Origin of the sequence: Peribacillus sp. R9-11, assembly GCF_031345095.1 — a bacterium.
Classification (GTDB): Bacteria; Bacillota; Bacilli; order Bacillales; family DSM-1321; genus Peribacillus; species Peribacillus butanolivorans.
Genome location: NZ_CP133763.1, coordinates 119,475 through 144,976 on the forward strand (window position 1 = coordinate 119,475; position 25,502 = coordinate 144,976).

Annotated in this window: 32 protein-coding genes and 1 other annotated feature; all 32 genes read left to right on the top strand. The window is 40.0% G+C overall.

All coding sequences use genetic code 11. From position 1 onward, the window contains the following. The first annotated feature begins 78 nt into the window (after nt 1-78). Nucleotides 79-711, top strand: a complete 633-nt coding sequence (gene sigH / locus RE409_RS00625; RefSeq protein ID WP_098175004.1) for an RNA polymerase sporulation sigma factor SigH — start codon at nt 79-81, stop codon at nt 709-711. Between the two features lie 206 nt (nt 712-917). Continuing rightward, nucleotides 918-1,067: a 50S ribosomal protein L33 gene (gene rpmG, locus RE409_RS00630; protein ID WP_082527447.1), complete on the top strand. Its 150-nt coding sequence runs from the start codon at nt 918-920 to the stop codon at nt 1,065-1,067. A gap of 54 nt (nt 1,068-1,121) precedes the next feature. After that, nucleotides 1,122-1,304, top strand: a complete 183-nt coding sequence (gene secE / locus RE409_RS00635) for a preprotein translocase subunit SecE (RefSeq protein ID WP_053349076.1) — start codon at nt 1,122-1,124, stop codon at nt 1,302-1,304. Between the two features lie 257 nt (nt 1,305-1,561). Then, a complete protein-coding gene (nusG, locus tag RE409_RS00640) occupies nt 1,562-2,095 on the top strand; it encodes a transcription termination/antitermination protein NusG (RefSeq protein ID WP_053349075.1) in 534 nt (177 codons plus the stop codon). Between the two features lie 174 nt (nt 2,096-2,269). Further along, the gene (rplK, locus tag RE409_RS00645) at nt 2,270-2,695 is read left to right on the top strand and encodes a 50S ribosomal protein L11 (RefSeq protein ID WP_053349074.1); all 426 of its coding nucleotides are present in this window, start codon (nt 2,270-2,272) and stop codon (nt 2,693-2,695) included. 104 nt (nt 2,696-2,799) lie between these two features. Then, on the top strand, nt 2,800-3,495 hold the full coding sequence (gene rplA / locus RE409_RS00650) for a 50S ribosomal protein L1 (protein WP_056521819.1): 696 nt from the start codon (nt 2,800-2,802) through the stop codon (nt 3,493-3,495). Nucleotides 3,496-3,541: 46 nt separating this feature from the next. After that, nucleotides 3,542-3,692, top strand: a sequence feature (ribosomal protein L10 leader region). A 39-nt stretch (nt 3,693-3,731) separates the two neighbouring features. After that, nucleotides 3,732-4,232, top strand: a complete 501-nt coding sequence (gene rplJ, locus RE409_RS00655) for a 50S ribosomal protein L10 (protein ID WP_201188196.1) — start codon at nt 3,732-3,734, stop codon at nt 4,230-4,232. Nucleotides 4,233-4,296: 64 nt separating this feature from the next. Continuing rightward, a complete protein-coding gene (gene rplL / locus RE409_RS00660) occupies nt 4,297-4,656 on the top strand; it encodes a 50S ribosomal protein L7/L12 (RefSeq protein WP_053349071.1) in 360 nt (119 codons plus the stop codon). A gap of 190 nt (nt 4,657-4,846) precedes the next feature. Then, nucleotides 4,847-5,452 carry a class I SAM-dependent methyltransferase gene (locus tag RE409_RS00665; protein WP_309559216.1) on the top strand — a complete coding sequence of 202 codons (606 nt, stop codon included), beginning with the start codon at nt 4,847-4,849 and terminating at the stop codon, nt 5,450-5,452. 238 nt (nt 5,453-5,690) lie between these two features. Next, entirely contained in the window at nt 5,691-9,260 is a 3,570-nt protein-coding gene (rpoB, locus tag RE409_RS00670; RefSeq protein ID WP_201188198.1) for a DNA-directed RNA polymerase subunit beta, read from the top strand. Between the two features lie 183 nt (nt 9,261-9,443). After that, the gene (gene rpoC / locus RE409_RS00675) at nt 9,444-13,043 is read left to right on the top strand and encodes a DNA-directed RNA polymerase subunit beta' (RefSeq protein WP_056521826.1); all 3,600 of its coding nucleotides are present in this window, start codon (nt 9,444-9,446) and stop codon (nt 13,041-13,043) included. Nucleotides 13,044-13,337: 294 nt separating this feature from the next. Further along, complete coding sequence (locus RE409_RS00680) at nt 13,338-13,586, top strand: 50S ribosomal protein L7ae-like protein (RefSeq protein WP_034305040.1); 249 nt, start codon at nt 13,338-13,340, stop codon at nt 13,584-13,586. A 104-nt stretch (nt 13,587-13,690) separates the two neighbouring features. Next, entirely contained in the window at nt 13,691-14,113 is a 423-nt protein-coding gene (rpsL, locus tag RE409_RS00685) for a 30S ribosomal protein S12 (protein ID WP_053349068.1), read from the top strand. A 41-nt stretch (nt 14,114-14,154) separates the two neighbouring features. Continuing rightward, nucleotides 14,155-14,625 carry a 30S ribosomal protein S7 gene (gene rpsG, locus RE409_RS00690; RefSeq protein ID WP_048677878.1) on the top strand — a complete coding sequence of 157 codons (471 nt, stop codon included), beginning with the start codon at nt 14,155-14,157 and terminating at the stop codon, nt 14,623-14,625. Between the two features lie 44 nt (nt 14,626-14,669). After that, complete coding sequence (fusA, locus tag RE409_RS00695) at nt 14,670-16,748, top strand: elongation factor G (protein ID WP_201250181.1); 2,079 nt, start codon at nt 14,670-14,672, stop codon at nt 16,746-16,748. 120 nt (nt 16,749-16,868) lie between these two features. Continuing rightward, nucleotides 16,869-18,056, top strand: a complete 1,188-nt coding sequence (gene tuf, locus RE409_RS00700) for an elongation factor Tu (protein WP_201188200.1) — start codon at nt 16,869-16,871, stop codon at nt 18,054-18,056. Between the two features lie 422 nt (nt 18,057-18,478). Next, nucleotides 18,479-18,787 (top strand): 30S ribosomal protein S10, encoded by a 309-nt coding sequence (gene rpsJ / locus RE409_RS00705; protein ID WP_019244375.1) that lies wholly within the window; start codon nt 18,479-18,481, stop codon nt 18,785-18,787. A gap of 40 nt (nt 18,788-18,827) precedes the next feature. Next, nucleotides 18,828-19,457, top strand: a complete 630-nt coding sequence (rplC, locus tag RE409_RS00710) for a 50S ribosomal protein L3 (RefSeq protein ID WP_201188202.1) — start codon at nt 18,828-18,830, stop codon at nt 19,455-19,457. 25 nt (nt 19,458-19,482) lie between these two features. After that, a complete protein-coding gene (rplD, locus tag RE409_RS00715) occupies nt 19,483-20,106 on the top strand; it encodes a 50S ribosomal protein L4 (protein WP_053349064.1) in 624 nt (207 codons plus the stop codon). After that, nucleotides 20,106-20,390, top strand: a complete 285-nt coding sequence (rplW, locus tag RE409_RS00720; protein WP_034305023.1) for a 50S ribosomal protein L23 — start codon at nt 20,106-20,108, stop codon at nt 20,388-20,390. Before rplD ends, rplW begins: the two co-directional genes overlap by 1 nt. A gap of 26 nt (nt 20,391-20,416) precedes the next feature. Next, nucleotides 20,417-21,247: a 50S ribosomal protein L2 gene (gene rplB, locus RE409_RS00725; RefSeq protein WP_053349063.1), complete on the top strand. Its 831-nt coding sequence runs from the start codon at nt 20,417-20,419 to the stop codon at nt 21,245-21,247. 60 nt (nt 21,248-21,307) lie between these two features. After that, on the top strand, nt 21,308-21,586 hold the full coding sequence (gene rpsS / locus RE409_RS00730) for a 30S ribosomal protein S19 (RefSeq protein WP_034305018.1): 279 nt from the start codon (nt 21,308-21,310) through the stop codon (nt 21,584-21,586). A 17-nt stretch (nt 21,587-21,603) separates the two neighbouring features. After that, nucleotides 21,604-21,945 (top strand): 50S ribosomal protein L22, encoded by a 342-nt coding sequence (gene rplV, locus RE409_RS00735; protein ID WP_034305017.1) that lies wholly within the window; start codon nt 21,604-21,606, stop codon nt 21,943-21,945. 3 nt (nt 21,946-21,948) lie between these two features. After that, nucleotides 21,949-22,605: a 30S ribosomal protein S3 gene (gene rpsC, locus RE409_RS00740; protein ID WP_053349062.1), complete on the top strand. Its 657-nt coding sequence runs from the start codon at nt 21,949-21,951 to the stop codon at nt 22,603-22,605. 1 nt (nt 22,606) lies between these two features. Then, nucleotides 22,607-23,041, top strand: a complete 435-nt coding sequence (rplP, locus tag RE409_RS00745; protein ID WP_053349061.1) for a 50S ribosomal protein L16 — start codon at nt 22,607-22,609, stop codon at nt 23,039-23,041. Further along, the gene (rpmC, locus tag RE409_RS00750; RefSeq protein ID WP_034305010.1) at nt 23,031-23,234 is read left to right on the top strand and encodes a 50S ribosomal protein L29; all 204 of its coding nucleotides are present in this window, start codon (nt 23,031-23,033) and stop codon (nt 23,232-23,234) included. Before rplP ends, rpmC begins: the two co-directional genes overlap by 11 nt. 18 nt (nt 23,235-23,252) lie before the next feature. Further along, nucleotides 23,253-23,516, top strand: coding sequence for a 30S ribosomal protein S17 (rpsQ, locus tag RE409_RS00755; RefSeq protein WP_034305007.1), 264 nt, complete (start codon nt 23,253-23,255; stop codon nt 23,514-23,516). Nucleotides 23,517-23,557: 41 nt separating this feature from the next. Next, on the top strand, nt 23,558-23,926 hold the full coding sequence (rplN, locus tag RE409_RS00760; RefSeq protein WP_053349060.1) for a 50S ribosomal protein L14: 369 nt from the start codon (nt 23,558-23,560) through the stop codon (nt 23,924-23,926). A 43-nt stretch (nt 23,927-23,969) separates the two neighbouring features. Continuing rightward, nucleotides 23,970-24,281 carry a 50S ribosomal protein L24 gene (gene rplX, locus RE409_RS00765; RefSeq protein ID WP_053349059.1) on the top strand — a complete coding sequence of 104 codons (312 nt, stop codon included), beginning with the start codon at nt 23,970-23,972 and terminating at the stop codon, nt 24,279-24,281. A 29-nt stretch (nt 24,282-24,310) separates the two neighbouring features. After that, nucleotides 24,311-24,850, top strand: a complete 540-nt coding sequence (gene rplE / locus RE409_RS00770) for a 50S ribosomal protein L5 (protein ID WP_053349058.1) — start codon at nt 24,311-24,313, stop codon at nt 24,848-24,850. A 25-nt stretch (nt 24,851-24,875) separates the two neighbouring features. Beyond that, nucleotides 24,876-25,061, top strand: a complete 186-nt coding sequence (locus RE409_RS00775) for a type Z 30S ribosomal protein S14 (RefSeq protein ID WP_034304998.1) — start codon at nt 24,876-24,878, stop codon at nt 25,059-25,061. A 30-nt stretch (nt 25,062-25,091) separates the two neighbouring features. After that, on the top strand, nt 25,092-25,490 hold the full coding sequence (gene rpsH, locus RE409_RS00780) for a 30S ribosomal protein S8 (protein WP_053349057.1): 399 nt from the start codon (nt 25,092-25,094) through the stop codon (nt 25,488-25,490). The last annotated feature ends 12 nt before the right edge of the window (nt 25,491-25,502 follow it).

The following is a 25,502-nucleotide window of genomic DNA, read 5'->3' on the forward strand; positions in this document are numbered from 1 at the left end:
ACGGGTAATTTTTACCTGCTGTATAATATTTCTATCTGAGTCAGGTCAGGGGGATATAATGTGGGTCTCAAATTCGGAATGAAACTGAACGAAAAGTATCTGCAGTTTGATGATGATGAATTGATAGAGTTGGTACACACTGGAGACAGTGAAGCGCTGGATTACTTGATCCAAAAGTATCGTAATTTTGTTAGAGCAAAGGCAAGGACTTATTTCTTAATTGGTGCAGATAAGGAAGACATCGTTCAAGAAGGTATGATTGGTTTATATAAAGCCGTCCGTGATTTTAAAGGTGATAAGTTATCCTCCTTTAAAGCGTTTGCCGAACTATGTATTACGAGGCAGATCATTACAGCTATTAAAACAGCAACGCGTCAAAAGCATATTCCGCTCAATTCCTATGTTTCCCTGGACAAGCCTATTTATGATGAGGAATCCGATCGAACTCTTATGGATATAATATCGGGTACAAAAGTTTTAGACCCGGAAGAGCTGATTATCAATCAAGAAGAGTTTGACGATATCGAATTAAAGATGGCCGAGCTTCTGAGTGATCTGGAGAGAAAAGTGTTAGCTCTTTACCTAGATGGACAAACCTACCAAGAGATTTCGGAAGAGTTGAACCGACATGTGAAGTCAATCGACAACGCCCTTCAGCGGGTGAAAAGAAAGCTCGAGCGCTATTTGGAAGTAAGGGAAATCAGTTTATAATCCCTCCGCTTTTTCCGCTTAATCTCATCTGTCCCATCTCCACTTGGAAGTTTTATTCACTAAGATTTGAAATTGGATGTAAAGAAACAAAGGTTTTCGATACACGATTATCCATACTGGGATGGGCTCATCCCGCTTTGTTATTGACAATAAAAGACAGTCGTGATAAGGTTTTATGGATATAGTAGATAGGATAGGTGTATCAAATGAGAAAAAAAATTGTTCTAGCTTGTACTGAATGTGGTTCAAGAAATTATAGTTATGAAAGTAATCAATCAACAAGCAGCGAACGCCTTGAAATAAAGAAATTTTGTAGTACATGCAATTCACACGCGATTCATAAAGAAACGAAATAACCGTTTTATTAATAGATTAACAAAGAAGCTTTCTAATGCTTGGAGGATACATTCATGAAACGCTTGACCGAATTTTTCAGCGGAGTGGCTCGCGAAATGCAAAAAGTAAGCTGGCCGAAACGCAAAGAGCTTACCAAATATACAATCGTGGTAGTAACAACTGTATTGTTTATGGCTTTATTCTTTACGGTGGTAGATTTGGGCATTTCCGAATTAATTCGCTTAGTTATTGAATAAGAGATTCGAAAATAAGGTATAATAGTGATAGAATAATATGTGTCAGCAGAAAAGCCCGGAAACGGGTTTTTTAATTTGTCTTTTTTAAGAAGTGAAGAAGTTCAAAATTCAGCACTGCTGTAAAATGAATTATCACAATATATTCTAGTTAAGTCGGGATAACGCCGGGGATTGATTTTTGGCTAAAACGTTCAAAGATAAAGTTTAATAAAGAAAATGATTGTTGCAGGGAGGGAAGGACGTTAAAGTCCTAACACATGGAAAAGAATTGGTATGTAGTTCACACCTATTCAGGTTATGAGAACAAGGTTAAGGCTAACTTGGAAAAACGTGTTGAAACAATGGGGATGGAAGACAAAATCTTTCGAGTTGTAGTTCCTGAAGAAGAAGAAACAGAAATTAAAGATGGCAAAAAGAAAGTAACGAAAAAGAAAGTATTCCCAGGGTATGTACTAGTGGAAATCATTATGACGGACGATTCCTGGTATGTAGTTCGGAATACACCTGGCGTAACAGGTTTTGTGGGTTCGTCAGGAGCTGGATCTAAACCGACAGCGCTTCTTCCTGAAGAAATTGAAGTCGTTCTTAAGCGGATGGGCGTTGATGAAAGCAAAATCGAAGTTGATTTTGAAATCGGTGATACCGTTCAGGTTAAAGAAGGACCATTTGCAACCTTTGCAGGTCCTATTGAAGAACTTGATAAAGATAAAGGTAAAGTAAGAGTTCTGGTTAATATGTTTGGCCGTGATACGCCAGTTGAACTTGACTTTAATCAAGTGGAAAAATTATAAACGGAAAAAAACTTGAAATTGCCATTTGAAAGTGGTAAAATTTCAAAGGTCAGTATGTTTCAATTTTTAGGCCTCAACGATACAAGCATTCTTTATTAATATATAAAGAATTCAAGATGAGTGGGAGGGTATATCCCTATTACCACATCACGGACTTATAAGGAGGTGTGTCTCGTGGCTAAAAAAGTAATTAAAATGGTTAAATTGCAAATTCCTGCTGGTAAAGCGAATCCGGCTCCCCCAGTTGGTCCTGCATTAGGTCAAGCTGGTGTAAACATCATGGGATTCTGTAAGGAGTTCAACGCTCGTACAGCAGATCAAGCTGGTCTAATTATTCCTGTTGAAATCACGGTATTTGAAGACCGTTCATTTACATTCATTACAAAAACTCCACCCGCTGCTGTATTGCTTAAGAAAGTAGCAGGTATTGAGTCTGGTTCTGGTGAACCTAACCGTAAAAAAGTTGCTACAGTCAAGCGTGATCAAGTGCGCGAGATTGCTGAAACTAAAATGCCTGACCTAAACGCTGCAAACGTTGAAGCTGCAATGCGTATGGTTGAAGGTACTGCTCGCAGCATGGGTATTGTCATCGAAGACTAATCCATGTAATTGCTATTTGTTTCTACGGGGTTGCGATTGATACTCGCAACCTTTATTCGTGGGAGGTTATACCGTTAAAACCACAATTTAGGAGGATTTATATCATGGCGAAAAAAGGTAAAAAGTATCTTGAAGCAGCTAAGCTTGTAGAAGTTTCTAAGGCTTATGCTGTAACTGAAGCAATCGAAGTTGCTAAAAAAGCTAACTTCGCAAAATTCGATGCAACTGTTGAAGTGGCTTTCCGTTTAGGTGTAGACCCTAAGAAAGCAGACCAACAAATTCGTGGAGCAGTTGTTCTACCGAATGGTACTGGTAAAACTCAACGCGTATTAGTATTCGCTAAAGGCGAAAAAGCAAAAGAAGCTGAAGCTGCTGGTGCTGACTATGTTGGCGAATCTGACTACATCAACAAAATCCAACAAGGTTGGTTCGAATTCGATGTAATCGTTGCGACTCCAGACATGATGGGTGAAGTTGGTAAACTTGGTCGCGTATTAGGACCTAAAGGTTTAATGCCTAACCCTAAAACAGGCACAGTTACATTTGATGTAACAAAAGCAGTTAACGAAATCAAAGCTGGTAAAGTTGAATACCGCGTAGATAAAGCTGGTAACATCCATGCTCCAATCGGTAAAGTATCTTTCGAAGATGCTAAACTAGTGGAAAACTTCACTACTATCTATGATACGTTAATGAAAGTGAAACCTGCGGCTGCTAAAGGAACTTACATGAAAAACGTTTCTGTAACAACTACAATGGGCCCTGGTGTGAAAGTTGATTCTTCTTCTTTCAATAAATAATTGACATTCCAAAACTATTATTGTTATAATATGTTTTGTTGTGAATAAATGAATATCATTTGTACCGTAGACAGTAGGTGCTCAACTAGAGCTTAATTCCCTGCCGAGGTAATTCGATAATAATAGTCGTTGACTATGACCTTTGAAATTACTGCCTTCATGTCTGCAATAGAGATGAAGGCTTTTTCTTTGAAACGGTATAAATGTTTTCAAGCAAATCTACAGGAGGTGTAAGGATGAACGCAATTATTGAACAAAAGCAAAAAATCGTTGCTGAGATTTCTGAAAAATTAACTGCAAGCCAATCAACAGTAGTTGTTGACTACCGTGGATTGACTGTTGCTGAATTAACAGAACTTCGTAAGCAACTTCGTGATGCTGGCGTTGAGTTTAAAGTTTACAAAAACTCTTTAACTCGTCGTGCTGCTGAAAGTGCTGAACTTAGCGCTTTGAACGAATCATTAACAGGACCAAACGCAATTGCATTCTCAACTGAAGATGTTATTGCGCCAGCAAAAATCCTTAACGATTTTGCGAAAAAACATGAAGCGTTAGAAATCAAAGCTGGAGTTATCGAAGGAAATGTTGCAACTGCAGAAGAAATTAAAGCTCTTGCAGAACTACCTTCACGCGAAGGCCTACTTTCAATGCTACTCAGCGTGCTACAAGCACCTATGCGCGGACTTGCTATTGCTACAAAAGCAGTTGCAGATCAAAAAGAAGAACAAGGCGCGTAAGCTAACCGCTTATCTAGCCTATTGATTCAAAAAAAAAACCAACCATTTCGAGGAGGAAATAACAATGACTAAAGATCAAATCTTAGAAGCAGTTAAAAACATGACTGTTTTAGAATTAAACGACCTTGTAAAAGCAATCGAAGAAGAATTTGGCGTAACTGCTGCTGCACCTGTAGCTGTAGCTGCTGCTGGTGGCGCTGCTGCTGAAGAGCAAACTGAGTTTGATGTAATCCTTACATCTGCTGGAGATCAAAAAATCAAAGTTATCAAAGCTGTACGTGAAGTTACAGGTCTTGGACTTAAAGAAGCAAAAGAACTTGTTGACAACACTCCAAAAGCAATCAAAGAAGGCGCTTCTAAAGAAGAAGCTGAAGAAGTTAAAGCTAAACTTGAAGAAGTTGGAGCTGGCGTTGAAGTTAAGTAATCTTGCATAAACAAAAAGCTCGCTATCACTGGCGGGCTTTTTTCTCTTCATTTTAAAGAAAATGACGGAAAATTGTTGTTAATAGTTTGGTTAAGAGATTCTACAAACTTAACGGCATGCAAGTATCCATTCTTCAAATCTCTTCTCTCATTAAATCTTCAATATTCCTTTCTGATAGGGGGAGATGACTCTGACAGAGCATTACTACTCACATAAACCGGATGTCGTAAGCAATCCGAAATTTTGGGATTTTACATTAAAGGGACGTACTTTCCGCTTCAAAAGCGATAATGGCGTTTTTTCAAAAAAAGAAGTTGATTTTGGTTCCCGTCTTTTGGTTGAAACCTTTAACCTTAATGAAGCTGTGGAAGGAGATATTCTTGATGTAGGTTGCGGTTATGGACCAATTGGAATATCAATTGCAGCAGCTTATCCCGATAGAGCGATAGAAATGATTGATATAAATAGCCGGGCAGTTGAATTGTCAAAAGAGAATGCCGCTTCTAACGGGATCGCCAATGTAAAAATATTCGAAAGTGATCGTTTTGACAAAGTTGGCTCCAATCAATTCGCTGCAATTCTTACGAACCCTCCCATTCGCGCAGGTAAAAGTGTTGTCCACGAAATTTTAGAAGAAAGCTATCAAAGTTTGGTAGCTGGTGGAGAATTATGGGTTGTCATTCAAAAAAAACAAGGTGCACCATCCGCCATGGATAAAATGGAGCAGTTATTTGGAAATATTGAGGTGCCAGTTAAGAAAAAGGGTTACTATATACTATTATCCAAAAAGGTTTGACTCTAAATTTTCGCTATGTTAGTATTATAAAATGCATATATATAATTCCGTAACTATGCAATTTTTATACCATTGGTGTATAACCAATGGATAATATGGGAAAAATATATAAATAATAGTTCGTTTTATGAGAAATAGTGGTTTTTAAAATAAAAACCATTTTCTTTTTGTCTATGGAAATGATTCCTTTTCCGAGGCAAATTGATCCTTATAACGCTTGATTTAAGGGGTGAATCAGTTGACAGGTCAACTTGTTCAGTATGGACGACACCGCCAACGTAGAAGTTATGCAAGAATCAGTGAGGTTTTGGATCTTCCGAATCTGATTGAAATTCAAACAGCTTCTTATCAATGGTTTCTAGATGTAGGTTTAAAAGAAATGTTCCAGGATATTTCTCCTATTGAGGATTTTACAGGTAATTTATCATTAGAGTTCATCGATTACAGCCTAGCTGAACCGAAGTACTCTGTAGAAGAAACGAAAGAACGCGATGTTACTTACTCTGCTCCACTTCGTGTGAAAGTGCGCCTTGTTAACAAAGAAACAGGGGAAGTAAAAGACCAGGATGTATTTATGGGCGACTTCCCTCTGATGACTGAAACAGGTACATTTGTCATCAATGGTGCAGAACGGGTAATTGTATCCCAATTAGTGCGCTCACCGAGTGTTTACTACAATGGTAAAATGGATAAAAACGGTAAGCTTGGATTCTCTGCGACCGTTATTCCTAACCGTGGCGCATGGCTCGAATACGAAACAGACGCCAAGGATGTAGTGTATGTTCGAATCGATCGCACTAGGAAATTGCCTATTACGGTATTGATGCGTGCGCTTGGATTCGGAACCGATCAAGAAATTATTGATTTAATCGGTGACAATGAATACCTTCGTAACACTCTTGAAAAGGACAACACTGAGAGTGTGGAAAAAGCATTACTAGAAATTTATGAGCGTCTACGCCCGGGTGAACCACCTACAGTCGATAACGCGAAAAGTCTTTTAGTATCCCGCTTTTTTGATCCAAAACGTTATGATTTAGCTAACGTAGGTCGTTATAAAATAAACAAAAAACTGCATATTAAGAACCGTTTGTTTGGGCAACGTATTGCGGAGACTTTGATTGATCCAGAAACAGGGGAAATTATAGTTGAAAAAGGTACAATGCTTGACCGTCGGACTCTTGATAGAATTCTGCCTCATATTGAAGCGGGAATCGGTTTTAAAACATTCCACCCATCTGGTGGCGTGGTAGAAGAAGAAACTCTTCTTCAACCTATTAAAGTATTTGCACCAAACGATGCTGAAGGCGAAAAAGTGATTAATATCATCGGTAATGCTTACGTGACCGACCAGGTTAAAAACATTACACCGGCTGATATCATTTCTTCTATTAGCTATTTCTTTAACTTATTGCATGGTGTAGGAATCACAGATGATATTGACCATTTAGGAAACCGTCGCCTGCGTTCTGTTGGTGAATTGCTGCAAAACCAATTTAGAATTGGTTTATCTCGTATGGAACGTGTCGTTCGTGAAAGAATGTCTATTCAGGATACGAATACAATCACTCCACAGCAACTAATTAACATTCGTCCAGTTATTGCATCTATTAAAGAATTCTTTGGAAGCTCTCAGCTTTCTCAATTTATGGATCAAACTAACCCGCTGGCTGAGTTGACGCATAAACGTCGTCTATCTGCATTGGGACCTGGTGGTTTAACACGTGAACGTGCGGGCTTTGAAGTACGTGACGTTCATTACTCCCACTATGGCCGTATGTGTCCGATTGAAACGCCTGAGGGACCGAATATTGGTTTAATTAACTCATTATCTAGTTTCGCAAAGGTAAACCCGTATGGTTTCATCGAAACACCATATCGTCGTGTGGACCCTGAGACAGGTAGAATTACAAGCCAAATTGATTACTTAACAGCTGATGAAGAAGATAACTATGTAGTTGCTCAAGCGAATGTTCGTCTATCAGATGACGGATCATTCCTTGATGACGATGTCGTTGCTCGTTTCCGCGGTGAAAATACCGTTGTACCGCGTGACCGCGTAGATTACATGGATGTATCTCCTAAACAGGTTGTATCTGCCGCGACAGCATGTATTCCTTTCTTGGAAAATGATGACTCCAACCGTGCCCTTATGGGAGCGAACATGCAACGTCAAGCAGTACCTTTGCTTCAACCAGAAGCCCCTCGTGTTGGAACAGGTATGGAATATGTTTCAGCGAAAGACTCTGGTGCTGCTGTCATCTGTAAACATCCTGGTATCGTAGAACACGTTGAATCACGTGAAGTATGGGTACGTAGGGTAAGTGAGGTTGACGGACAACAAGTAAAAGGAAACATTGATAAATATCGTTTATTAAAATTCATCCGTTCCAACCAAGGAACGTGCTATAACCAACGCCCAATCGTAAGTGTTGGTGACAACGTTGTAAAAGGTGAGATTCTTGCTGATGGTCCTTCAATGGAAAAAGGTGAGTTAGCGCTTGGACGTAACGTATTAGTTGCCTTCATGACTTGGGATGGATATAACTATGAAGATGCCATCATCATGAGTGAACGTTTAGTTAAAGATGATGTGTACACTTCTATTCATATTGAAGAATATGAGTCTGAGTCCCGTGATACGAAATTGGGACCGGAAGAGATCACACGTGATATCCCGAATGTTGGGGAAGATGCGCTTCGCAATCTTGATGAGCGCGGAATTATCCGTGTCGGCGCTGAAGTAAAAGACGGAGACCTTCTAGTTGGTAAAGTTACGCCTAAAGGTGTAACAGAATTGACTGCTGAAGAACGTTTATTACATGCAATTTTCGGTGAAAAAGCACGTGAAGTACGGGATACATCACTTCGTGTACCTCACGGCGGCGGTGGAATCGTTCTTGATGTTAAAGTATTTAACAGAGAAGATGGCGATGAACTACCTCCTGGTGTAAACCAACTTGCGCGTGTATATATCGTTCAAAAACGTAAGATCCACGAAGGCGATAAAATGGCTGGACGTCATGGTAACAAAGGGGTAATCTCTAGGATTCTTCCTGAAGAAGATATGCCTTACTTACCAGATGGCACACCGGTCGACATCATGTTAAACCCATTGGGTGTACCATCACGTATGAACATCGGGCAGGTGCTGGAGCTTCACTTAGGTATGGCAGCACGCGCGCTTGGCATTCATGTAGCATCGCCGGTATTCGATGGTGCTACTGAGGAAGATGTTTGGGGTACGATTGCAGAAGCTGGGATGTCCCGTGATGCAAAAACTGTCCTTTATGACGGACGTTCAGGTGAAGCATTCGATAACCGTGTGTCTGTTGGTGTCATGTATATGATTAAACTTGCACATATGGTTGATGATAAACTTCATGCTCGTTCAACTGGACCTTACTCCCTTGTTACGCAACAGCCACTTGGTGGTAAAGCGCAATTTGGTGGACAGCGTTTCGGTGAGATGGAGGTATGGGCACTTGAAGCTTATGGTGCTGCTTATACATTACAAGAAATCCTTACCGTTAAATCAGATGATGTCGTCGGTCGTGTGAAGACTTACGAAGCGATTGTCAAGGGTGAAAATGTCCCTGAGCCTGGTGTCCCTGAATCCTTCAAAGTATTGATTAAGGAACTTCAAAGCTTAGGATTGGATGTTAAAATTCTTAATGCCGAAGACCGTGAAATTGAAATGCGTGACTTGGAAGATGAAGAAGAAGCCAACCAAGCAGACAAATTAAGCCTTGATTCAGAAACAAAAGATATGGTTGCTTCCGAAGTAGGGGCACCAGCTAAAGAATAAATTAAATATAAACACATCAATTTATATATTATCCGCTCTGACTGGCAGCAAGATGTTTCTTTTAAGATCCTGCTGCCTTGTTAGAGTCTTATTGATTCAATCAACCATCATCCGGTGTAGATTGCCTGATATTAAGACGGCAATCAAGGGTTAAACCTGGAGATTAAAAGGGAGGTAGGCCCCTTGTTAGACGTTAATAATTTCGAGTATATGAAAATTGGTCTTGCTTCGCCAGACAAGATTCGTTCTTGGTCGCATGGAGAAGTTAAAAAACCAGAAACAATCAACTATCGTACGTTAAAGCCAGAAAAAGACGGTTTATTCTGTGAGAGAATTTTTGGACCTCAAAAGGACTGGGAATGTCATTGTGGAAAATATAAACGTGTTCGTTATAAAGGCGTAGTTTGTGACCGTTGTGGCGTTGAAGTCACTCGTGCTAAAGTTCGTCGTGAACGTATGGGTCATATTGAGCTGGCAGCTCCAGTTTCACACATATGGTATTTTAAAGGAATTCCGAGCCGTATGGGACTTGTTCTTGATATGTCTCCGCGTGCATTGGAAGAAGTTATTTACTTTGCATCTTACGTGGTAACTGAAACAGGCGATACAACTTTAGAGAAGAAACAGCTTCTTTCTGAAAAAGAATATCGTACATACCGTGAAAAATACGGTAAGAAGTTCCAAGCAGCGATGGGTGCGGAAGCTATTAAAAAACTTTTACAAGACATTGATACGGAAAAAGAAGTAGAGTCGTTGAAAGAAGAGCTTAAAACAGCTCAAGGACAACGCAGAACCCGTGCAATTAAACGCTTGGAAGTGCTAGAAGCATTCCGTAACTCTGGTAATGAGCCTTCATGGATGATACTAGACGTGCTACCGGTTATTCCACCGGAGCTTCGTCCAATGGTACAACTTGATGGTGGTCGTTTTGCTACATCTGATTTAAATGATTTATATCGTCGTGTTATCAACCGTAATAATCGGTTGAAAAGATTATTGGACCTTGGAGCACCAAGCATTATCGTTCAAAACGAAAAACGTATGCTTCAAGAAGCTGTCGATGCTTTAATCGATAATGGCCGTCGTGGTCGTCCAGTAACTGGACCTGGTAACCGTCCATTAAAATCTTTATCTCATATGTTAAAAGGTAAACAAGGCCGTTTCCGTCAAAATCTTCTTGGTAAACGTGTTGATTACTCTGGTCGTTCTGTTATCGTAGTTGGACCTAACTTAAAGATGTACCAATGTGGTCTGCCGAAAGAAATGGCGATTGAATTATTCAAACCATTCGTTATGAAGGAACTAGTTCAAAGAGGTTTAGCGCATAACATTAAATCTGCTAAACGTAAGATTGAACGACTATCTCCTGAAATTTGGGATGTGCTTGAAGAAGTTATTAGAGAACACCCGGTACTACTGAACCGTGCACCGACTCTTCATAGACTTGGTATTCAAGCATTTGAACCAACTCTAGTTGAAGGTCGCGCAATTCGTTTGCACCCGCTTGTATGTACAGCTTACAATGCTGACTTTGACGGTGACCAAATGGCGGTCCATGTTCCTTTATCTTCTGAAGCTCAGGCAGAGGCTCGTATGCTAATGCTTGCTGCGCAAAACATTTTGAATCCTAAAGATGGTAAACCTGTTGTTACACCTTCTCAAGATATGGTATTAGGTAACTATTACTTAACATTGGAAAGAGAAGGCGCTATCGGTGAGGGTATGATCTTTAAAGATACAAGTGAAGCGTTGCTTGCATACCAAAATGGTTATGTACACTTACATTCCCGTTGTGCTGTGCATGCATCATCACTAAATAATGAAACATTCACGGAAGAGCAAAATAGCCAACTCTTAATAACAACTGTTGGTAAATTGATTTTCAATGAAATTTTACCAAAATCATTCCCGTATATTAACGAACCAACACGTTATAATTTGGAAACAAAAACCCCAGAGAAGTATTTCGTGGAAAAAGGCGCTGATATACCTGAATTGATTAAGGCTCAACCCGCTATTGATCCATTCAAGAAAAAAATTCTTGGAAATATTATTGCGGAAGTCTTTAAACGTTTCAAAATTACCGAAACTTCTAAAATGCTAGACAGGATGAAAGATCTTGGTTTCAAATATTCGACAAAAGCAGGTATTACCGTTGGTGTGGCTGATATTGTTGTTTTAAAAGAAAAACAAGGAATCATTACTGAAGCTCAAACGAAAGTAGATAACGTCCTGAAACAATTTAGACGGGGTCTAATTACGGAAGATGAGCGATATGATCGCGTTATCTCAATTTGGAGTGCCGCTAAGGATACCATTCAATCGAAACTTATGGACTCTCTGGACCGTCGCAACCCAATCTTCATGATGAGTGACTCCGGTGCCCGTGGTAATGCATCCAACTTTACGCAGCTTGCAGGTATGCGTGGATTGATGGCCAACCCGGCTGGACGTATCATTGAATTACCGATTAAATCAAGTTTCCGTGAAGGTTTAACAGTGTTAGAGTACTTCATCTCTACACATGGTGCTCGTAAAGGTCTTGCTGATACAGCACTTAAAACAGCCGATTCCGGTTACCTTACACGCCGACTAGTTGACGTAGCCCAAGACGTTATCATTCGTGATGATGATTGTGGTACAGACCGCGGCTTGAAAATTTCTGCCTTGAGAGAGGGTACGGAAATAATCGAGCATCTTGAAGAACGTCTAGTAGGCCGATATGCAAGAAAAGCGATTAAACATCCAGAAACAAATGAAGTGATTGTAGCTGAAAACGATCTTATCACTGAGGATCTGGCTAATTATATTGAATCTCTTGGTATTGAAACAGCATGGATTCGTTCTGCCTTTACATGTAACACTAGTCATGGTGTATGTAAAAAATGTTATGGACGTAACTTGGCTACTGGTCAAGAAGTTGAAGTGGGCGAAGCTGTTGGTATTATTGCTGCTCAATCAATCGGAGAACCAGGTACACAGTTAACGATGCGTACATTCCATACTGGTGGGGTTGCCGGAGATGATATTACTCAAGGTTTACCTCGTATCCAAGAAATATTTGAAGCGAGAAATCCTAAAGGTCAAGCTATCATTTCTGAAATCGAAGGAACAGTTGTTTCGATTAATGAAATCCGCGATAAACAACAGGAAATCGTTGTTCAAGGTGCAGTTGAATCACGCACTTATACTGCGCCGTACACAGCGCGTTTAAGGGTAGCTGTTGATACATTCGTACGTCGAGGCGAAGAGTTAACAGAGGGTTCAATCGATCCAAAAGAATTACTGAAAGTTACTGATGTACTTACTGTTCAGGAATATCTGCTTCATGAAGTACAAAAAGTATACCGGATGCAAGGGGTAGAAATCGGTGATAAACACATCGAGGTTATGGTTAGACAAATGATGCGTAAGGTCCGTGTGCTTGACGCTGGTGAAACTGAAGTTCTTCCAGGAACATTATTGGATGTTAACCAGTTTACAACTGCGAACACAGATGCATTACTGACTAGCAAATTACCTGCTACTGGACGTCCTGTATTACTAGGTATTACAAAAGCATCTCTAGAAACGGATTCCTTCTTGTCCGCAGCGTCATTCCAAGAAACAACTAGAGTCTTGACTGATGCAGCAATAAAAGGAAAACGTGATGAATTGCTTGGACTTAAAGAAAATGTTATCATCGGTAAACTTGTCCCTGCAGGAACAGGTATGCTTCGTTACAGAAAAGCTAACCCTGTCGTTGTTGGTGGCGAAAGCACAGATACAGTAACAGTAGATTAAATGAAATAGGGCCAGCTCATCTATTAAAACTGAAGACCGCACTCCTTCACTTTGGAGGAGTTGAGGATCAGAATTTATTGAGCTGGTCTCTCTTAATAAGAACAACTAACTAAATAGACGAGTGAGAACTCGCTTTATTTCCATTTTAGGCAAAGTGAAAATCTTAATAGTATTATGTAAGGAAAACCTTTTGCTTAAATTAATTTTTTGAAAGAAGTTGACAGTATCCGACTAAAGATGATACTATAGCAAAGGTGCTCCTATGTTACCCTGTAACTTTGGAGGATATGGACCATGTCTTATGAAAAAGTAATACAGGCAAAGTCAGTGATTATAGGGACGAAACAAGCAGTTAGAGCTCTGAAAAACAATTTAATTCAAGAAGTTATCATCGCTGATGATGCAGATATATACTTGACTGGGCGTGTCGTTGAGACCGCTAAAGAATTGGATGTTCCTATCACATATGTTGATTCGATGAGAATGCTTGGCAAAGCATGTGGTATTGATGTCGGAGCAGCAACTGTTGCCATTAAAAAGTAAAAATGTTTTTGCAATACTATTTGCAAAGACTTTGTTTTTACCCATTTATGAACCACCTGGATGTGTGGTACTAGAAATGAAAACGTGAAGGGAGGAAAAATGTAATGCCTACTATTAATCAATTAGTGCGTAAAGGACGCGAGTCTAAAGAGGTTAATTCAAAATCTCCAGCACTTAACAAAGGCTACAACAGCTTTAAAAAAGCACAAACTAACGTATCATCTCCGCAAAAACGTGGTGTTTGCACTCGTGTGGGTACTATGACACCGAAGAAACCAAACTCCGCGTTACGTAAATATGCGCGTGTACGTTTAACAAACGGTATCGAGGTAACAGCTTATATCCCAGGTATTGGTCACAACCTACAAGAACACAGCGTGGTTCTTATCCGTGGCGGTCGTGTAAAGGATTTACCAGGGGTACGTTATCATATCGTACGTGGTGCTCTTGATACTGCAGGAGTAAACAATCGTATGCAAAGCCGTTCTAAATACGGTACTAAGCGTCCGAAAGCAGCAAAAAAATAATTTGAAACAAAAAATTAACTTTCTTGAAAGGAGGAAATATAATGCCTCGTAAAGGACCTGTAACGAAAAGAGACGTATTACCAGATCCAATTTATAATTCAAAACTTGTGACTCGCTTAATCAACAAATTAATGGTTGATGGACAAAGAGGTAAATCACAAAAAATTCTTTACTCTGCATTTGATTTAATCAAAGAACGTACTGGCAATGAACCAATCGAAGTTTTTGATCAAGCACTTAAAAACATCATGCCTGTATTAGAAGTAAAAGCACGCCGTGTGGGTGGAGCTAACTACCAAGTACCAGTTGAGGTGCGCCCAGATCGTAAATCAACTCTAGGACTTCGTTGGTTAGTAAACTACTCTCGCCTTCGTGGAGAAAAAACGATGGAAGAGCGTTTAGCTTATGAAATCATGGATGCTGCTAACAATACTGGAGCAGCTGTTAAGAAGCGTGAAGATACACACAAAATGGCTGAAGCTAATAAAGCATTCGCTCATTATCGCTGGTAAGATCAATTACTATAAAATCCTTATAGAAGGAAGGAGAAAGACAAATGGCAAGAGAGTTCTCCTTAGCAAACACTCGTAATATCGGTATCATGGCTCACATCGATGCTGGTAAAACGACAACAACAGAGCGTGTTCTATACTATACTGGTAAAATCCATAAAATTGGTGAAACACACGAAGGTGCTTCACAAATGGACTGGATGGAACAGGAACAAGAACGCGGAATCACGATCACATCCGCTGCAACAACAGCACAGTGGAAAGGTCACCGTGTAAACATCATCGATACACCAGGACACGTAGACTTCACAGTTGAAGTTGAACGTTCATTGCGTGTACTTGATGGAGCTGTAGCTGTACTTGATGCCCAATCAGGTGTTGAGCCTCAAACTGAAACAGTTTGGCGCCAAGCTACAACTTATGGTGTACCGCGTGTCGTATTCGTAAATAAAATGGACAAAATCGGTGCGGATTTCCTATATTCAGTTGGAACAATCCACGATCGTCTACAAGCTAATGCTCATCCAGTTCAGTTACCAATCGGTGCTGAAGATCAATTCTCTGCAATCATTGACCTTATTGAAATGAAAACTCATTTCTATGCCAATGATCTAGGAACTGATATCACTGTTGGTGAGATTCCTGAAGAACATCGGGAACTAGCTGAAGAATACCGTGAAAAGTTAATTGAAGCAGTAGCAGAAGTTAATGAAGACTTAATGGAAAAATACCTTGGCGGCGAAGAAATCAGCATTGCTGAATTAAAAGCAGCTATTCGTACAGCAACTGTTAACGTTGAATTCTTCCCAGTTATCTGTGGATCAGCTTTCAAAAACAAAGGTGTCCAATTAATGCTAGATAACGTTATCGACTTCCTTCCATCTCCTTTAGATGTACCTGCAATTAAAGGTACTCTTCCAGATACAGAAGAAGAAGTAGAACGCCACTCAGATGATTCTGAACCGTTCTCCGCTTTAGCGTTTAAAGTAATGACGGATCCTTACGTTGGTAAACTTACATTCTTCCGTGTGTACTCAGGTACATTAGAATCAGGATCTTATGTAATCAACTCAACTAAAGGTAAACGTGAACGTATTGGACGTATCCTTCAAATGCACGCAAACAGCCGTGAAGAAATATCAACTGTATACGCAGGAGATATTGCTGCAGCTGTAGGATTGAAAGATACTACAACTGGTGATACTCTATGTGACGACAAGAACCAAGTTATTCTTGAGTCCATGGTATTCCCAGAACCAGTTATTTCTCTTTCAGTTGAACCAAAATCGAAAGCAGACCAAGACAAAATGGGTCAAGCTTTACAAAAGCTACAAGATGAAGATCCAACATTCCGTGCGCATACTGACCAAGAAACTGGTCAAACGATTATCGCTGGTATGGGTGAACTTCACTTGGACATCCTTGTTGACCGTATGCGTCGTGAATTTAAAGTGGAAGCTAACGTTGGTGCTCCTCAAGTAGCATACCGTGAAACTTTCCGTGGTTCAGCTAAAGTTGAAGGTAAATTCGTTCGCCAATCAGGTGGTCGTGGACAATTCGGACACGTATGGATTGAATTTGGTCCAAACGAAGAAGGTAAAGGATTCGAATTTGAAAATGCTATCGTCGGTGGTGTAGTACCACGTGAATACATCCCTGCTGTACAAGCTGGATTAGTTGATTCACTTGACCGTGGTGTACTTGCTGGTTACCCGCTAGTCGACATCAAAGCAAAATTATTTGACGGTTCTTACCATGACGTTGACTCCAATGAAATGGCATTTAAAATTGCAGCATCCATGGCACTAAAAAATGCTGCTTCTAAATGTAAACCTGTTATCCTTGAACCAATTATGAAAGTAGAAGTTGTAATTCCTGAAGATTACCTAGGCGACATCATGGGAGATATCACATCTCGTCGTGGTCGTGTAGAAGGTATGGAAGCTCGCGGTAACACACAAATGGTTAAAGCGATGGTTCCACTATCTGAAATGTTCGGATATGCTACATCTCTACGTTCTAACACACAAGGACGCGGAACATTCTCTATGCACTTCGATCATTATGAAGAAGTACCTAAGAGCATTTCTGAAGAAATCATCAAAAAAAATAAAGGTGAATAATTGATTTTCATCTCTTATTAAAGTATAACTATCTTATGTAAGCTGTGATGGAAGAATTAGTCTTCCTTCACAGCCCTATATACTTAATCTATTATTTATAATTTTAAGGAGGAATTCCTAATGGGAAAAGCTAAATTTGATCGTTCAAAACCGCACGTTAACGTTGGAACAATTGGTCACGTCGACCATGGTAAAACAACTCTAACTGCTGCAATCACAACTGTACTTGCTAAATCAGGTGGAGCAGAAGCTCGCGCTTATGACCAAATTGATGGTGCTCCAGAAGAAAGAGAACGTGGTATCACAATCTCTACAGCACACGTTGAGTACGAAACAGCTACTCGTCACTATGCACACGTTGACTGCCCAGGACATGCTGACTATGTTAAAAACATGATCACTGGTGCTGCACAAATGGACGGCGGAATCTTAGTAGTATCTGCTGCTGATGGCCCAATGCCACAAACTCGTGAGCACATCCTTCTTTCTCGTCAAGTAGGTGTACCATACCTAGTAGTATTCATGAACAAATGCGACATGGTTGATGACGAAGAACTTCTTGAATTAGTAGAAATGGAAATCCGTGATCTTCTATCTGAATACGAATTCCCTGGCGATGACATTCCAGTTATCAAAGGTTCTGCACTAAAAGCTCTTCAAGGAGATGCTGCTTGGGAAGAAAAAATTCATGAATTAATGACAGCTGTTGACGAGTATATCCCAGAACCAACTCGTGACACTGACAAACCGTTCATGATGCCAGTTGAGGATGTATTCTCTATCACTGGTCGTGGAACAGTTGCTACTGGCCGTGTTGAGCGTGGACAAGTTAAAGTCGGTGACGTTGTTGACATCATCGGTTTCAACGAAGAGTCTAAACCAACAACTGTAACAGGTGTTGAAATGTTCCGTAAGCTTCTTGATTATGCTGAAGCTGGTGACAACATCGGTGCACTACTTCGTGGTGTTGCTCGTGAAGATATCCAACGTGGACAAGTTCTTGCTAAACCAGGTACAATCACTCCACACACAAGTTTCAAAGCTGAAGTTTATGTTCTTTCTAAAGAAGAAGGTGGACGTCACACTCCATTCTTTACAAACTACCGTCCTCAGTTCTACTTCCGTACAACTGACGTAACTGGTATTTGTAACCTTCCTGAAGGCGTAGAAATGGTTATGCCTGGAGACAACATCGAAATGACTGTAGAACTAATCGCTCCAATCGCTATCGAAGAAGGTACTAAATTCTCTATCCGTGAGGGTGGACGTACTGTAGGCGCTGGCGTCGTTGCTACAATCACAGAGTAATTGATTCTTTAATGAATATTGGAAGGGACGCCTTCCGGGAAAAGCAGATGGGACGCCATCTGCTTTTTTTTATTTATTAAAGACTTTTAATTTATTTCTTCTATAGTATTGCTTAAAAAGTAATTAAATTTTAAAGAGATTTTTAATGATCTTTCAGAAGAAGAAAATGGATATGAAAGACCGTGTAGAATGTACTTGTAAATACTTGTGATAGTATGTATAATAATAAAAGTGTGTTGCACAAGAAAAGTTTAAGTTTAACTTGCATTCTACTTGTGCTTTATGTATAATAGACAATGTTGGTCTTTGACTGCGATGATATGGAAGGTTGCTGACACACCCGGCCGCTTTGCCATGGCGAGTGTGTGGGAAATTTCCATTGAGAAGGTCTATTTTAAAATAGGCGAAAAGGAGGGAAAATTATGGCAAAACAAAAAATTCGTATACGTTTAAAAGCATATGATCACAGAATTCTTGATCAATCTGCTGAGAAAATTGTTGAAACTGCAAAACGTTCTGGTGCGGCTGTATCTGGTCCAATTCCATTACCTACTGAAAGATCGGTATACACGATCCTACGTGCGGTTCATAAATACAAAGATTCTCGTGAACAATTCGAAATGCGTACGCATAAACGTCTAATCGACATCGTTAATCCAACTCCACAAACAGTTGATTCATTGATGCGTTTAGATTTACCATCAGGCGTTGACATTGAAATCAAATTATAATTCATATAAATATGAACAATTACTCTAGGAGGTGTGACTTATGACCAAAGGAATCTTAGGAAGAAAAATCGGTATGACTCAAGTTTTTGCTGAAAACGGTGAACTTATCCCGGTAACAGTTATCGAAGCTGCTAATAACGTGGTTCTTCAAAAGAAAACTGTTGAAACTGATGGCTATGAAGCAGTTCAAGTTGGTTTTGAAAACAAACGTGAAAAGCTTTCTAACAAACCTGAAAAGGGACATGTTGAAAAAGCAAATACTACTCCTAAGCGCTTCATTCGCGAATTCCGCGGAACGGATCTTAATGAATATGAGATCGGTCAAGAAGTCAATGTTAGTATTTTCGCTGAAGGCGATTTAGTAGATGTAACAGGAATTTCAAAAGGTAAAGGTTTCCAAGGCTCTATCAAACGCCATGGACAATCACGCGGACCAATGTCTCATGGTTCTCGTTACCACCGTCGCCCAGGTTCAATGGGTCCTGTAGCTCCAAACCGCGTATTCAAAGGTAAACTATTACCAGGACGTATGGGTGGGGAACAAATTACTGTTCAAAACTTAGCTATCGTTAAAGTTGATGTTGAACGTAACCTACTATTGATCAAAGGTAATGTACCTGGTGCTAGAAAAGCATTGATCAAAGTAAAAACTGCTGTTAAAGCAAAGTAATTTCTGAGAAAGGAGGAGCAATAGAATGCCAAAAGTTACATTGTTCAACCAAACAGGTTCACAAGTTGGCGACATCGAATTAAATGAATCCATCTTTGGTATCGAACCTAATAATCATGTATTATTTGAAGCAATCATTATGCAACGAGCTTCCTTACGTCAAGGAACTCATAAAGTTAAAAACCGTTCTGAAGTTGCAGGCGGTGGACGTAAACCTTGGAAACAAAAAGGAACTGGACGTGCGCGTCAAGGTTCTATCCGTTCTCCACAATGGCGTGGCGGTGGCGTTGTTTTTGGACCAACTCCAAGATCTTACGCTTACAAGCTACCTAAAAAGGTACGTCGTTTAGCTATTAAATCTGCATTGTCTGCAAAGGCATTGGAAGAGAACATTTTGGTACTTGAAAGCTTGTCTTTCGAAGCTCCAAAAACAAAAGAATTTGTAGCAGTACTTAAAAACCTTTCTGTTGATACTAAAACGTTAGTCGTTACTGACGGTTTAGATGAGAAAGTTGCTCTTTCTGCACGTAACATCCCTGGTGTTACTGTAGTGGAAGCTGTTGGTCTTAATGTTCTTGATGTTGTTTCACACAACAAATTGATCTTGACTAAATCAGCTGTCGAAAAAGTAGAGGAGGTGCTTGCATAATGGATGCACGCGATATCATTAAGCGCCCCGTAATCACTGAACGCTCTTCAGACATAATGGCTGAGAAAAAATATACTTTTGAAGTTGATGTTAGAGCTAACAAAACTCAAGTTAAAGATGCTGTTCAAGAAATTTTCGGCGTTAAAGTTGAGAAAGTAAACATCATGAACTACAAAGGTAAATTTAAACGTATGGGCAAACATGCAGGCTATACTAACAAGCGCCGTAAAGCTATTGTTAAATTAACTGCTGACAGCAAAGAAATCGAGCTATTCGAGGCTTAATTCATTAGAGAAGGAGGGAAATACAAATGGCGATTAAGAAGTATAAACCTACCTCTAACGGTCGACGTAATATGACAACTTCCGATTTTGCTGAGATTACTACAGACAAACCGGAAAAATCATTACTTGCTCCTTTACACAGCAAAGGCGGCCGTAATAACCAAGGTAAGTTAACAGTTCGTCATCAAGGTGGCGGCCACAAGCGTCAATACCGTATCATCGATTTCAAACGGAATAAAGATGGTATACCTGGACGCGTTGCTACTATTGAGTACGATCCAAATCGTTCTGCAAACATTGCATTAATTAATTATGTTGATGGAGAAAAACGTTATATCCTAGCTCCGAAAAACCTAGAAGTAGGTTTGGAAATCATGTCAGGTCCAGAAGCTGACATTAAAGTGGGTAACGCTCTTCCTCTTATTAACATCCCAGTTGGTACAGTAATTCATAACATCGAACTTAAACCAGGAAAAGGTGGACAATTAGTCCGTTCAGCAGGAACATCTGCTCAAGTACTTGGTAAAGAAGGTCGTTATGTACTAGTACGTTTAAACTCAGGTGAGGTTCGTATGATTCTTGCTACTTGCCGTGCTACAATCGGTCAAGTTGGTAACGAACAACATGAACTTATCAACATTGGTAAAGCTGGTCGTAATCGTTGGTTAGGCAAACGCCCAACTGTTCGTGGATCAGTAATGAACCCGAATGATCACCCACACGGTGGTGGTGAAGGTAAATCTCCAATCGGACGTAAATCACCAATGTCTCCATGGGGTAAACCAACTCTTGGATTCAAAACTCGTAAGAAGAAAAATAAATCCGATAAATTTATCGTACGTCGTCGTAAAAAATAACGGGATTGACCTACGGTTCATATATAGAACCGTAGAACAGTCACGAAGGGAGGTACTCGCATGGGTCGTAGCTTAAAAAAAGGGCCTTTTGTTGATGATCATTTATTGGTAAAAGTTGAAAAATTAAATGAAGCTGACAAGAAACAGGTAGTAAAAACTTGGTCTCGTCGCTCAACAATCTTCCCGCAATTCATCGGACATACAATCGCTGTTTATGACGGTCGTAAGCATGTGCCGGTTTATGTAACAGAAGATATGGTAGGTCACAAACTAGGCGAATTCGCGCCTACACGCACTTATAAAGGTCACGCAAGTGATGACAAGAAAACAAGACGTTAATGAGAGGAGGGCATCTCATGCAAGCAAAAGCTGTCGCTAAAACAGTTCGTATTGCTCCTCGTAAAGTGCGTTTAGTCGCAGATTTAATTCGAGGAAAACAAGTAGGTGAAGCAGTGGCGATTCTTCGCTTAACACCAAAATCTGCTTCTCCAGTCGTAGAAAAAATTCTGAAATCTGCTATCGCAAATGCAGAACATAACTACGAAATGGATATTAATAACCTAGTCGTTTCAGAGGCATACGTTAACGAAGGACCAACATTAAAACGTTTCCGTCCTCGCGCTCAAGGTCGTGCGAGTGCAATAAACAAACGTACTAGTCATATTACAATCGTTGTATCAGAAAAGAAGGAGGGGTAATCTGTGGGTCAAAAGGTAAATCCTATCGGTTTGCGTATCGGAATCATTCGTGATTGGGAATCCAAATGGTACGCTGATAAAGACTACGCTACTCTTTTGCATGAAGACATTAAAGTTCGTGAATATATCGCGAAACGCTTAAGTGATGCTTCTGTATCCAAGGTTGAAATCGAACGTGCTGCAAACCGCATCAATGTATCAGTTCACACTGCTAAACCAGGAATGGTTATCGGTAAGGGCGGTACTGAAGTTGAAGCACTTCGTAAAGCTTTGAACCAGCTAACTGGCAAAAGAGTTCATATTAATATCATTGAAATTAAAAGAGCAGATCTTGACGCAAAATTGGTTGCTGAAAACATCGCTCGTCAATTAGAAAACCGTGTTTCATTCCGTCGTGCTCAAAAACAAGCTATTCAACGCACTATGCGTTCTGGCGCAAAAGGAATCAAAACACAAGTTTCTGGTCGTCTTGGCGGTGCTGATATTGCTCGTGCTGAACACTACAGCGAAGGAACAGTTCCACTTCACACACTTCGTGCTGACATAGATTATGCTCATGCTGAAGCAGATACTACTTACGGGAAGCTAGGCGTGAAAGTTTGGATCTACCGTGGAGAAGTTCTTCCTACTAAGAAGAAATCTGAGGAAGGAGGAAAATAATATGTTATTGCCAAAACGCGTAAAATACCGTCGTGAACATCGCGGTAAGATGAGAGGGATGGCTAAGGGCGGCACTGAAGTTCATTTTGGAGAATTTGGACTTCAAGCTCAAGAAGCTTCTTGGATCACTAACCGTCAAATCGAGGCAGCTCGTATTGCGATGACTCGTTACATGAAACGTGGAGGAAAAGTTTGGATTAAGATTTTCCCAAGCAAACCTTACACTGCAAAACCGCTTGAAGTACGGATGGGTTCCGGTAAAGGTGCTCCTGAAGGTTGGGTAGCAGTAGTTAAACCGGGCAAAGTATTGTTTGAAATCTCTGGTGTATCTGAAGAGGTGGCAAGAGAAGCATTGCGCCTTGCAGCACACAAACTTCCAATCAAATGTAAGTTTGTAAAAAGAGAGGAAATTGGTGGTGAAACAAATGAAAGCTAATGAAATCAAAGATCTAACCACTGCTGAAATTGAACAAAAACTAAAATCTCTTAAAGAAGAACTATTTAATCTTCGTTTCCAGTTAGCTACTGGACAACTTGAAAATACAGCTCGCATCCGTGAAGTTCGCAAATCGATTGCTCGTATGAAAACAGTTGTTCGTCAAAGAGAGATCGGTGTCACTAATCGATAATGAATGGAGGTTTGCAGAATGAGCGAACGCAACCAACGCAAAATCTACACTGGCCGCGTAGTATCCGATAAAATGGATAAAACAGTAACAGTTGTTGTAGAAACCTATAAAAAGCATTCTTTATACGGTAAACGCGTGAAATACTCTAAAAAGTTAAAAGCTCATGACGAGCTAAATGAAGCGAAAGCTGGCGACGTAGTACGTATTATGGAAACTCGTCCACTTTCAGCTACAAAACGCTTCCGTCTTGTAGAAGTAGTAGAAAAAGCAGTAATTATTTAATATAGTTCGGATTAAGCTAATTCCGAAGGGAGGTACCGTACATGATTCAACAAGAATCTCGTTTAAAAGTCGCTGACAATTCAGGTGCTCGTGAAGTACTAACAATTAAAGTCCTAGGTGGTTCTGGCCGTAAATATGCTAACATCGGTGATGTTATCGTTTGTACAGTTAAACAGGCAACACCAGGAGGCGTTGTTAAAAAAGGTGAAGTCGTTAAGGCTGTTGTTGTCCGTACAAAACGTGGTATGCGTCGTCCTGACGGTTCTTACATTCGTTTTGATGAAAACGCATGTGTAATTATCCGTGACGATAAGAGCCCACGTGGAACTCGTATTTTTGGACCTGTTGCTCGTGAATTACGTAACAATAGTTTCATGAAGATCGTTTCTCTAGCTCCAGAAGTTCTATAATATGTAAAATTTGTATAAAGCCTTTCAAGGAGGTGCCAAGCTAATGCATGTTAAAAAAGGTGACAAAGTCGTAGTCATCTCTGGTAAGGACAAAGGCAAACAAGGAACAATTCTTGAAGCATATCCGAAACAAAATCGTGTGCTTGTTGAAGGAATTAACATCGTGAAAAAGCATTCCAAGCCATCTCAAATTAATCCACAAGGTGGAATTATTAGCAGAGAAGCTGCAATTCACGTATCCAATGTAATGCCACTTGATCCAAAATCAGGTAAACCGACTCGTGTTGGATATAAGATTGAAAATGGTAAAAAAGTACGCGTAGCTAAAATATCAGGTGAAACTTTAGATAAATAAGTCATAAATGAAGGGAGGTACACTAAGCAATGAGCCGCCTTAAAGAAAAATTCAAAAGTGAAATTACACCATCATTGATGGGTAAATTCAACTATCAATCAGTAATGCAAGTACCAAACATTGAGAAAATCGTTATTAATATGGGTGTTGGTGACGCAGTATCTAACTCAAAAGCTTTAGATACAGCTGTTGAAGAACTTACACTTATCACTGGTCAAAAACCAGTTGTAACAAAAGCTAAAAAATCAATCGCAGGCTTCCGTTTGCGTGAAGGTATGCCTATCGGAGCGAAAGTTACATTACGTGGAGAACGTATGTATCAATTCCTTGATAAGCTAGTATCAGTATCTTTACCACGTGTACGTGATTTCCGCGGCGTTTCAAAGAAATCTTTTGACGGACGTGGGAACTATACATTAGGTGTTAAAGAACAACTTATCTTCCCTGAGATTGATTACGATAAAGTGAGCAAAGTTCGTGGTATGGATATCGTTATCGTAACGACTGCCAACACTGACGAAGAAGCTCGTGAACTACTTACTCAAGTTGGAATGCCGTTCCAAAAGTAATCTCTAAATAAAGGGAGGCGAAATCGTGGCTAAAAAGTCTATGATCGTAAAGCAAAAACGCGAACAAAAGTTTAAAGTACAAGAATATACACGTTGCGAACGTTGCGGACGTCCACATTCTGTATTACGTAAATTTAAGCTTTGTCGTATTTGTTTCCGCGAACTTGCATATAAAGGACAAATTCCTGGCGTTAAAAAAGCTAGCTGGTAAAACCCGAGTTTGGGAAGGAGGTAAAATATAATGGTCATGACAGATCCTATTGCAGATATGCTTACTCGCATCCGTAATGCGAATATGGTTCGTCACGAAAAACTAGAAGTTCCTGCTTCAAAGATCAAGAAAGAAATTGCTGAGATCTTAAAGCGTGAAGGCTTCGTACGTGACTTTGAATTAATCGAAGACAACAAACAAGGTATCATCCGTATCTTCTTAAAATACGGTGCAAACAACGAACGTGTTATCACTGGTCTAAAACGTATCAGCAAACCTGGTTTGCGTGTATATGCAAAAACTGGAGAAGTACCACGCGTTTTAAACGGTTTAGGTATCGCAGTTGTTTCTACTTCTCACGGAGTTTTAACTGACAAGGAAGCTCGCTCTAAACAAGTTGGCGGAGAAGTTTTAGCATACGTTTGGTAATACATTTTCACA

What these genes read in the sequence shown, in the direction of transcription:
- sigH (WP_098175004.1), top strand. Translation starts at nt 79, where the DNA reads ATGAAACTGAACGAAAAGTATCTGCAGTTTGATGATGATGAATTGATA.
- rpmG (WP_082527447.1), top strand. Translation starts at nt 918, where the DNA reads ATGAGAAAAAAAATTGTTCTAGCTTGTACTGAATGTGGTTCAAGAAAT.
- secE (WP_053349076.1), top strand. Translation starts at nt 1,122, where the DNA reads ATGAAACGCTTGACCGAATTTTTCAGCGGAGTGGCTCGCGAAATGCAA.
- nusG (WP_053349075.1), top strand. Translation starts at nt 1,562, where the DNA reads ATGGAAAAGAATTGGTATGTAGTTCACACCTATTCAGGTTATGAGAAC.
- rplA (WP_056521819.1), top strand. Translation starts at nt 2,800, where the DNA reads ATGGCGAAAAAAGGTAAAAAGTATCTTGAAGCAGCTAAGCTTGTAGAA.
- rplJ (WP_201188196.1), top strand. Translation starts at nt 3,732, where the DNA reads ATGAACGCAATTATTGAACAAAAGCAAAAAATCGTTGCTGAGATTTCT.
- rplL (WP_053349071.1), top strand. Translation starts at nt 4,297, where the DNA reads ATGACTAAAGATCAAATCTTAGAAGCAGTTAAAAACATGACTGTTTTA.
- RE409_RS00680 (WP_034305040.1), top strand. Translation starts at nt 13,338, where the DNA reads ATGTCTTATGAAAAAGTAATACAGGCAAAGTCAGTGATTATAGGGACG.
- rpsL (WP_053349068.1), top strand. Translation starts at nt 13,691, where the DNA reads ATGCCTACTATTAATCAATTAGTGCGTAAAGGACGCGAGTCTAAAGAG.
- rpsG (WP_048677878.1), top strand. Translation starts at nt 14,155, where the DNA reads ATGCCTCGTAAAGGACCTGTAACGAAAAGAGACGTATTACCAGATCCA.
- fusA (WP_201250181.1), top strand. Translation starts at nt 14,670, where the DNA reads ATGGCAAGAGAGTTCTCCTTAGCAAACACTCGTAATATCGGTATCATG.
- tuf (WP_201188200.1), top strand. Translation starts at nt 16,869, where the DNA reads ATGGGAAAAGCTAAATTTGATCGTTCAAAACCGCACGTTAACGTTGGA.
- rpsJ (WP_019244375.1), top strand. Translation starts at nt 18,479, where the DNA reads ATGGCAAAACAAAAAATTCGTATACGTTTAAAAGCATATGATCACAGA.
- rplC (WP_201188202.1), top strand. Translation starts at nt 18,828, where the DNA reads ATGACCAAAGGAATCTTAGGAAGAAAAATCGGTATGACTCAAGTTTTT.
- rplD (WP_053349064.1), top strand. Translation starts at nt 19,483, where the DNA reads ATGCCAAAAGTTACATTGTTCAACCAAACAGGTTCACAAGTTGGCGAC.
- rplW (WP_034305023.1), top strand. Translation starts at nt 20,106, where the DNA reads ATGGATGCACGCGATATCATTAAGCGCCCCGTAATCACTGAACGCTCT.
- rplB (WP_053349063.1), top strand. Translation starts at nt 20,417, where the DNA reads ATGGCGATTAAGAAGTATAAACCTACCTCTAACGGTCGACGTAATATG.
- rpsS (WP_034305018.1), top strand. Translation starts at nt 21,308, where the DNA reads ATGGGTCGTAGCTTAAAAAAAGGGCCTTTTGTTGATGATCATTTATTG.
- rplV (WP_034305017.1), top strand. Translation starts at nt 21,604, where the DNA reads ATGCAAGCAAAAGCTGTCGCTAAAACAGTTCGTATTGCTCCTCGTAAA.
- rplP (WP_053349061.1), top strand. Translation starts at nt 22,607, where the DNA reads ATGTTATTGCCAAAACGCGTAAAATACCGTCGTGAACATCGCGGTAAG.
- rpmC (WP_034305010.1), top strand. Translation starts at nt 23,031, where the DNA reads ATGAAAGCTAATGAAATCAAAGATCTAACCACTGCTGAAATTGAACAA.
- rpsQ (WP_034305007.1), top strand. Translation starts at nt 23,253, where the DNA reads ATGAGCGAACGCAACCAACGCAAAATCTACACTGGCCGCGTAGTATCC.
- rplN (WP_053349060.1), top strand. Translation starts at nt 23,558, where the DNA reads ATGATTCAACAAGAATCTCGTTTAAAAGTCGCTGACAATTCAGGTGCT.
- rplX (WP_053349059.1), top strand. Translation starts at nt 23,970, where the DNA reads ATGCATGTTAAAAAAGGTGACAAAGTCGTAGTCATCTCTGGTAAGGAC.
- rplE (WP_053349058.1), top strand. Translation starts at nt 24,311, where the DNA reads ATGAGCCGCCTTAAAGAAAAATTCAAAAGTGAAATTACACCATCATTG.
- rpsH (WP_053349057.1), top strand. Translation starts at nt 25,092, where the DNA reads ATGGTCATGACAGATCCTATTGCAGATATGCTTACTCGCATCCGTAAT.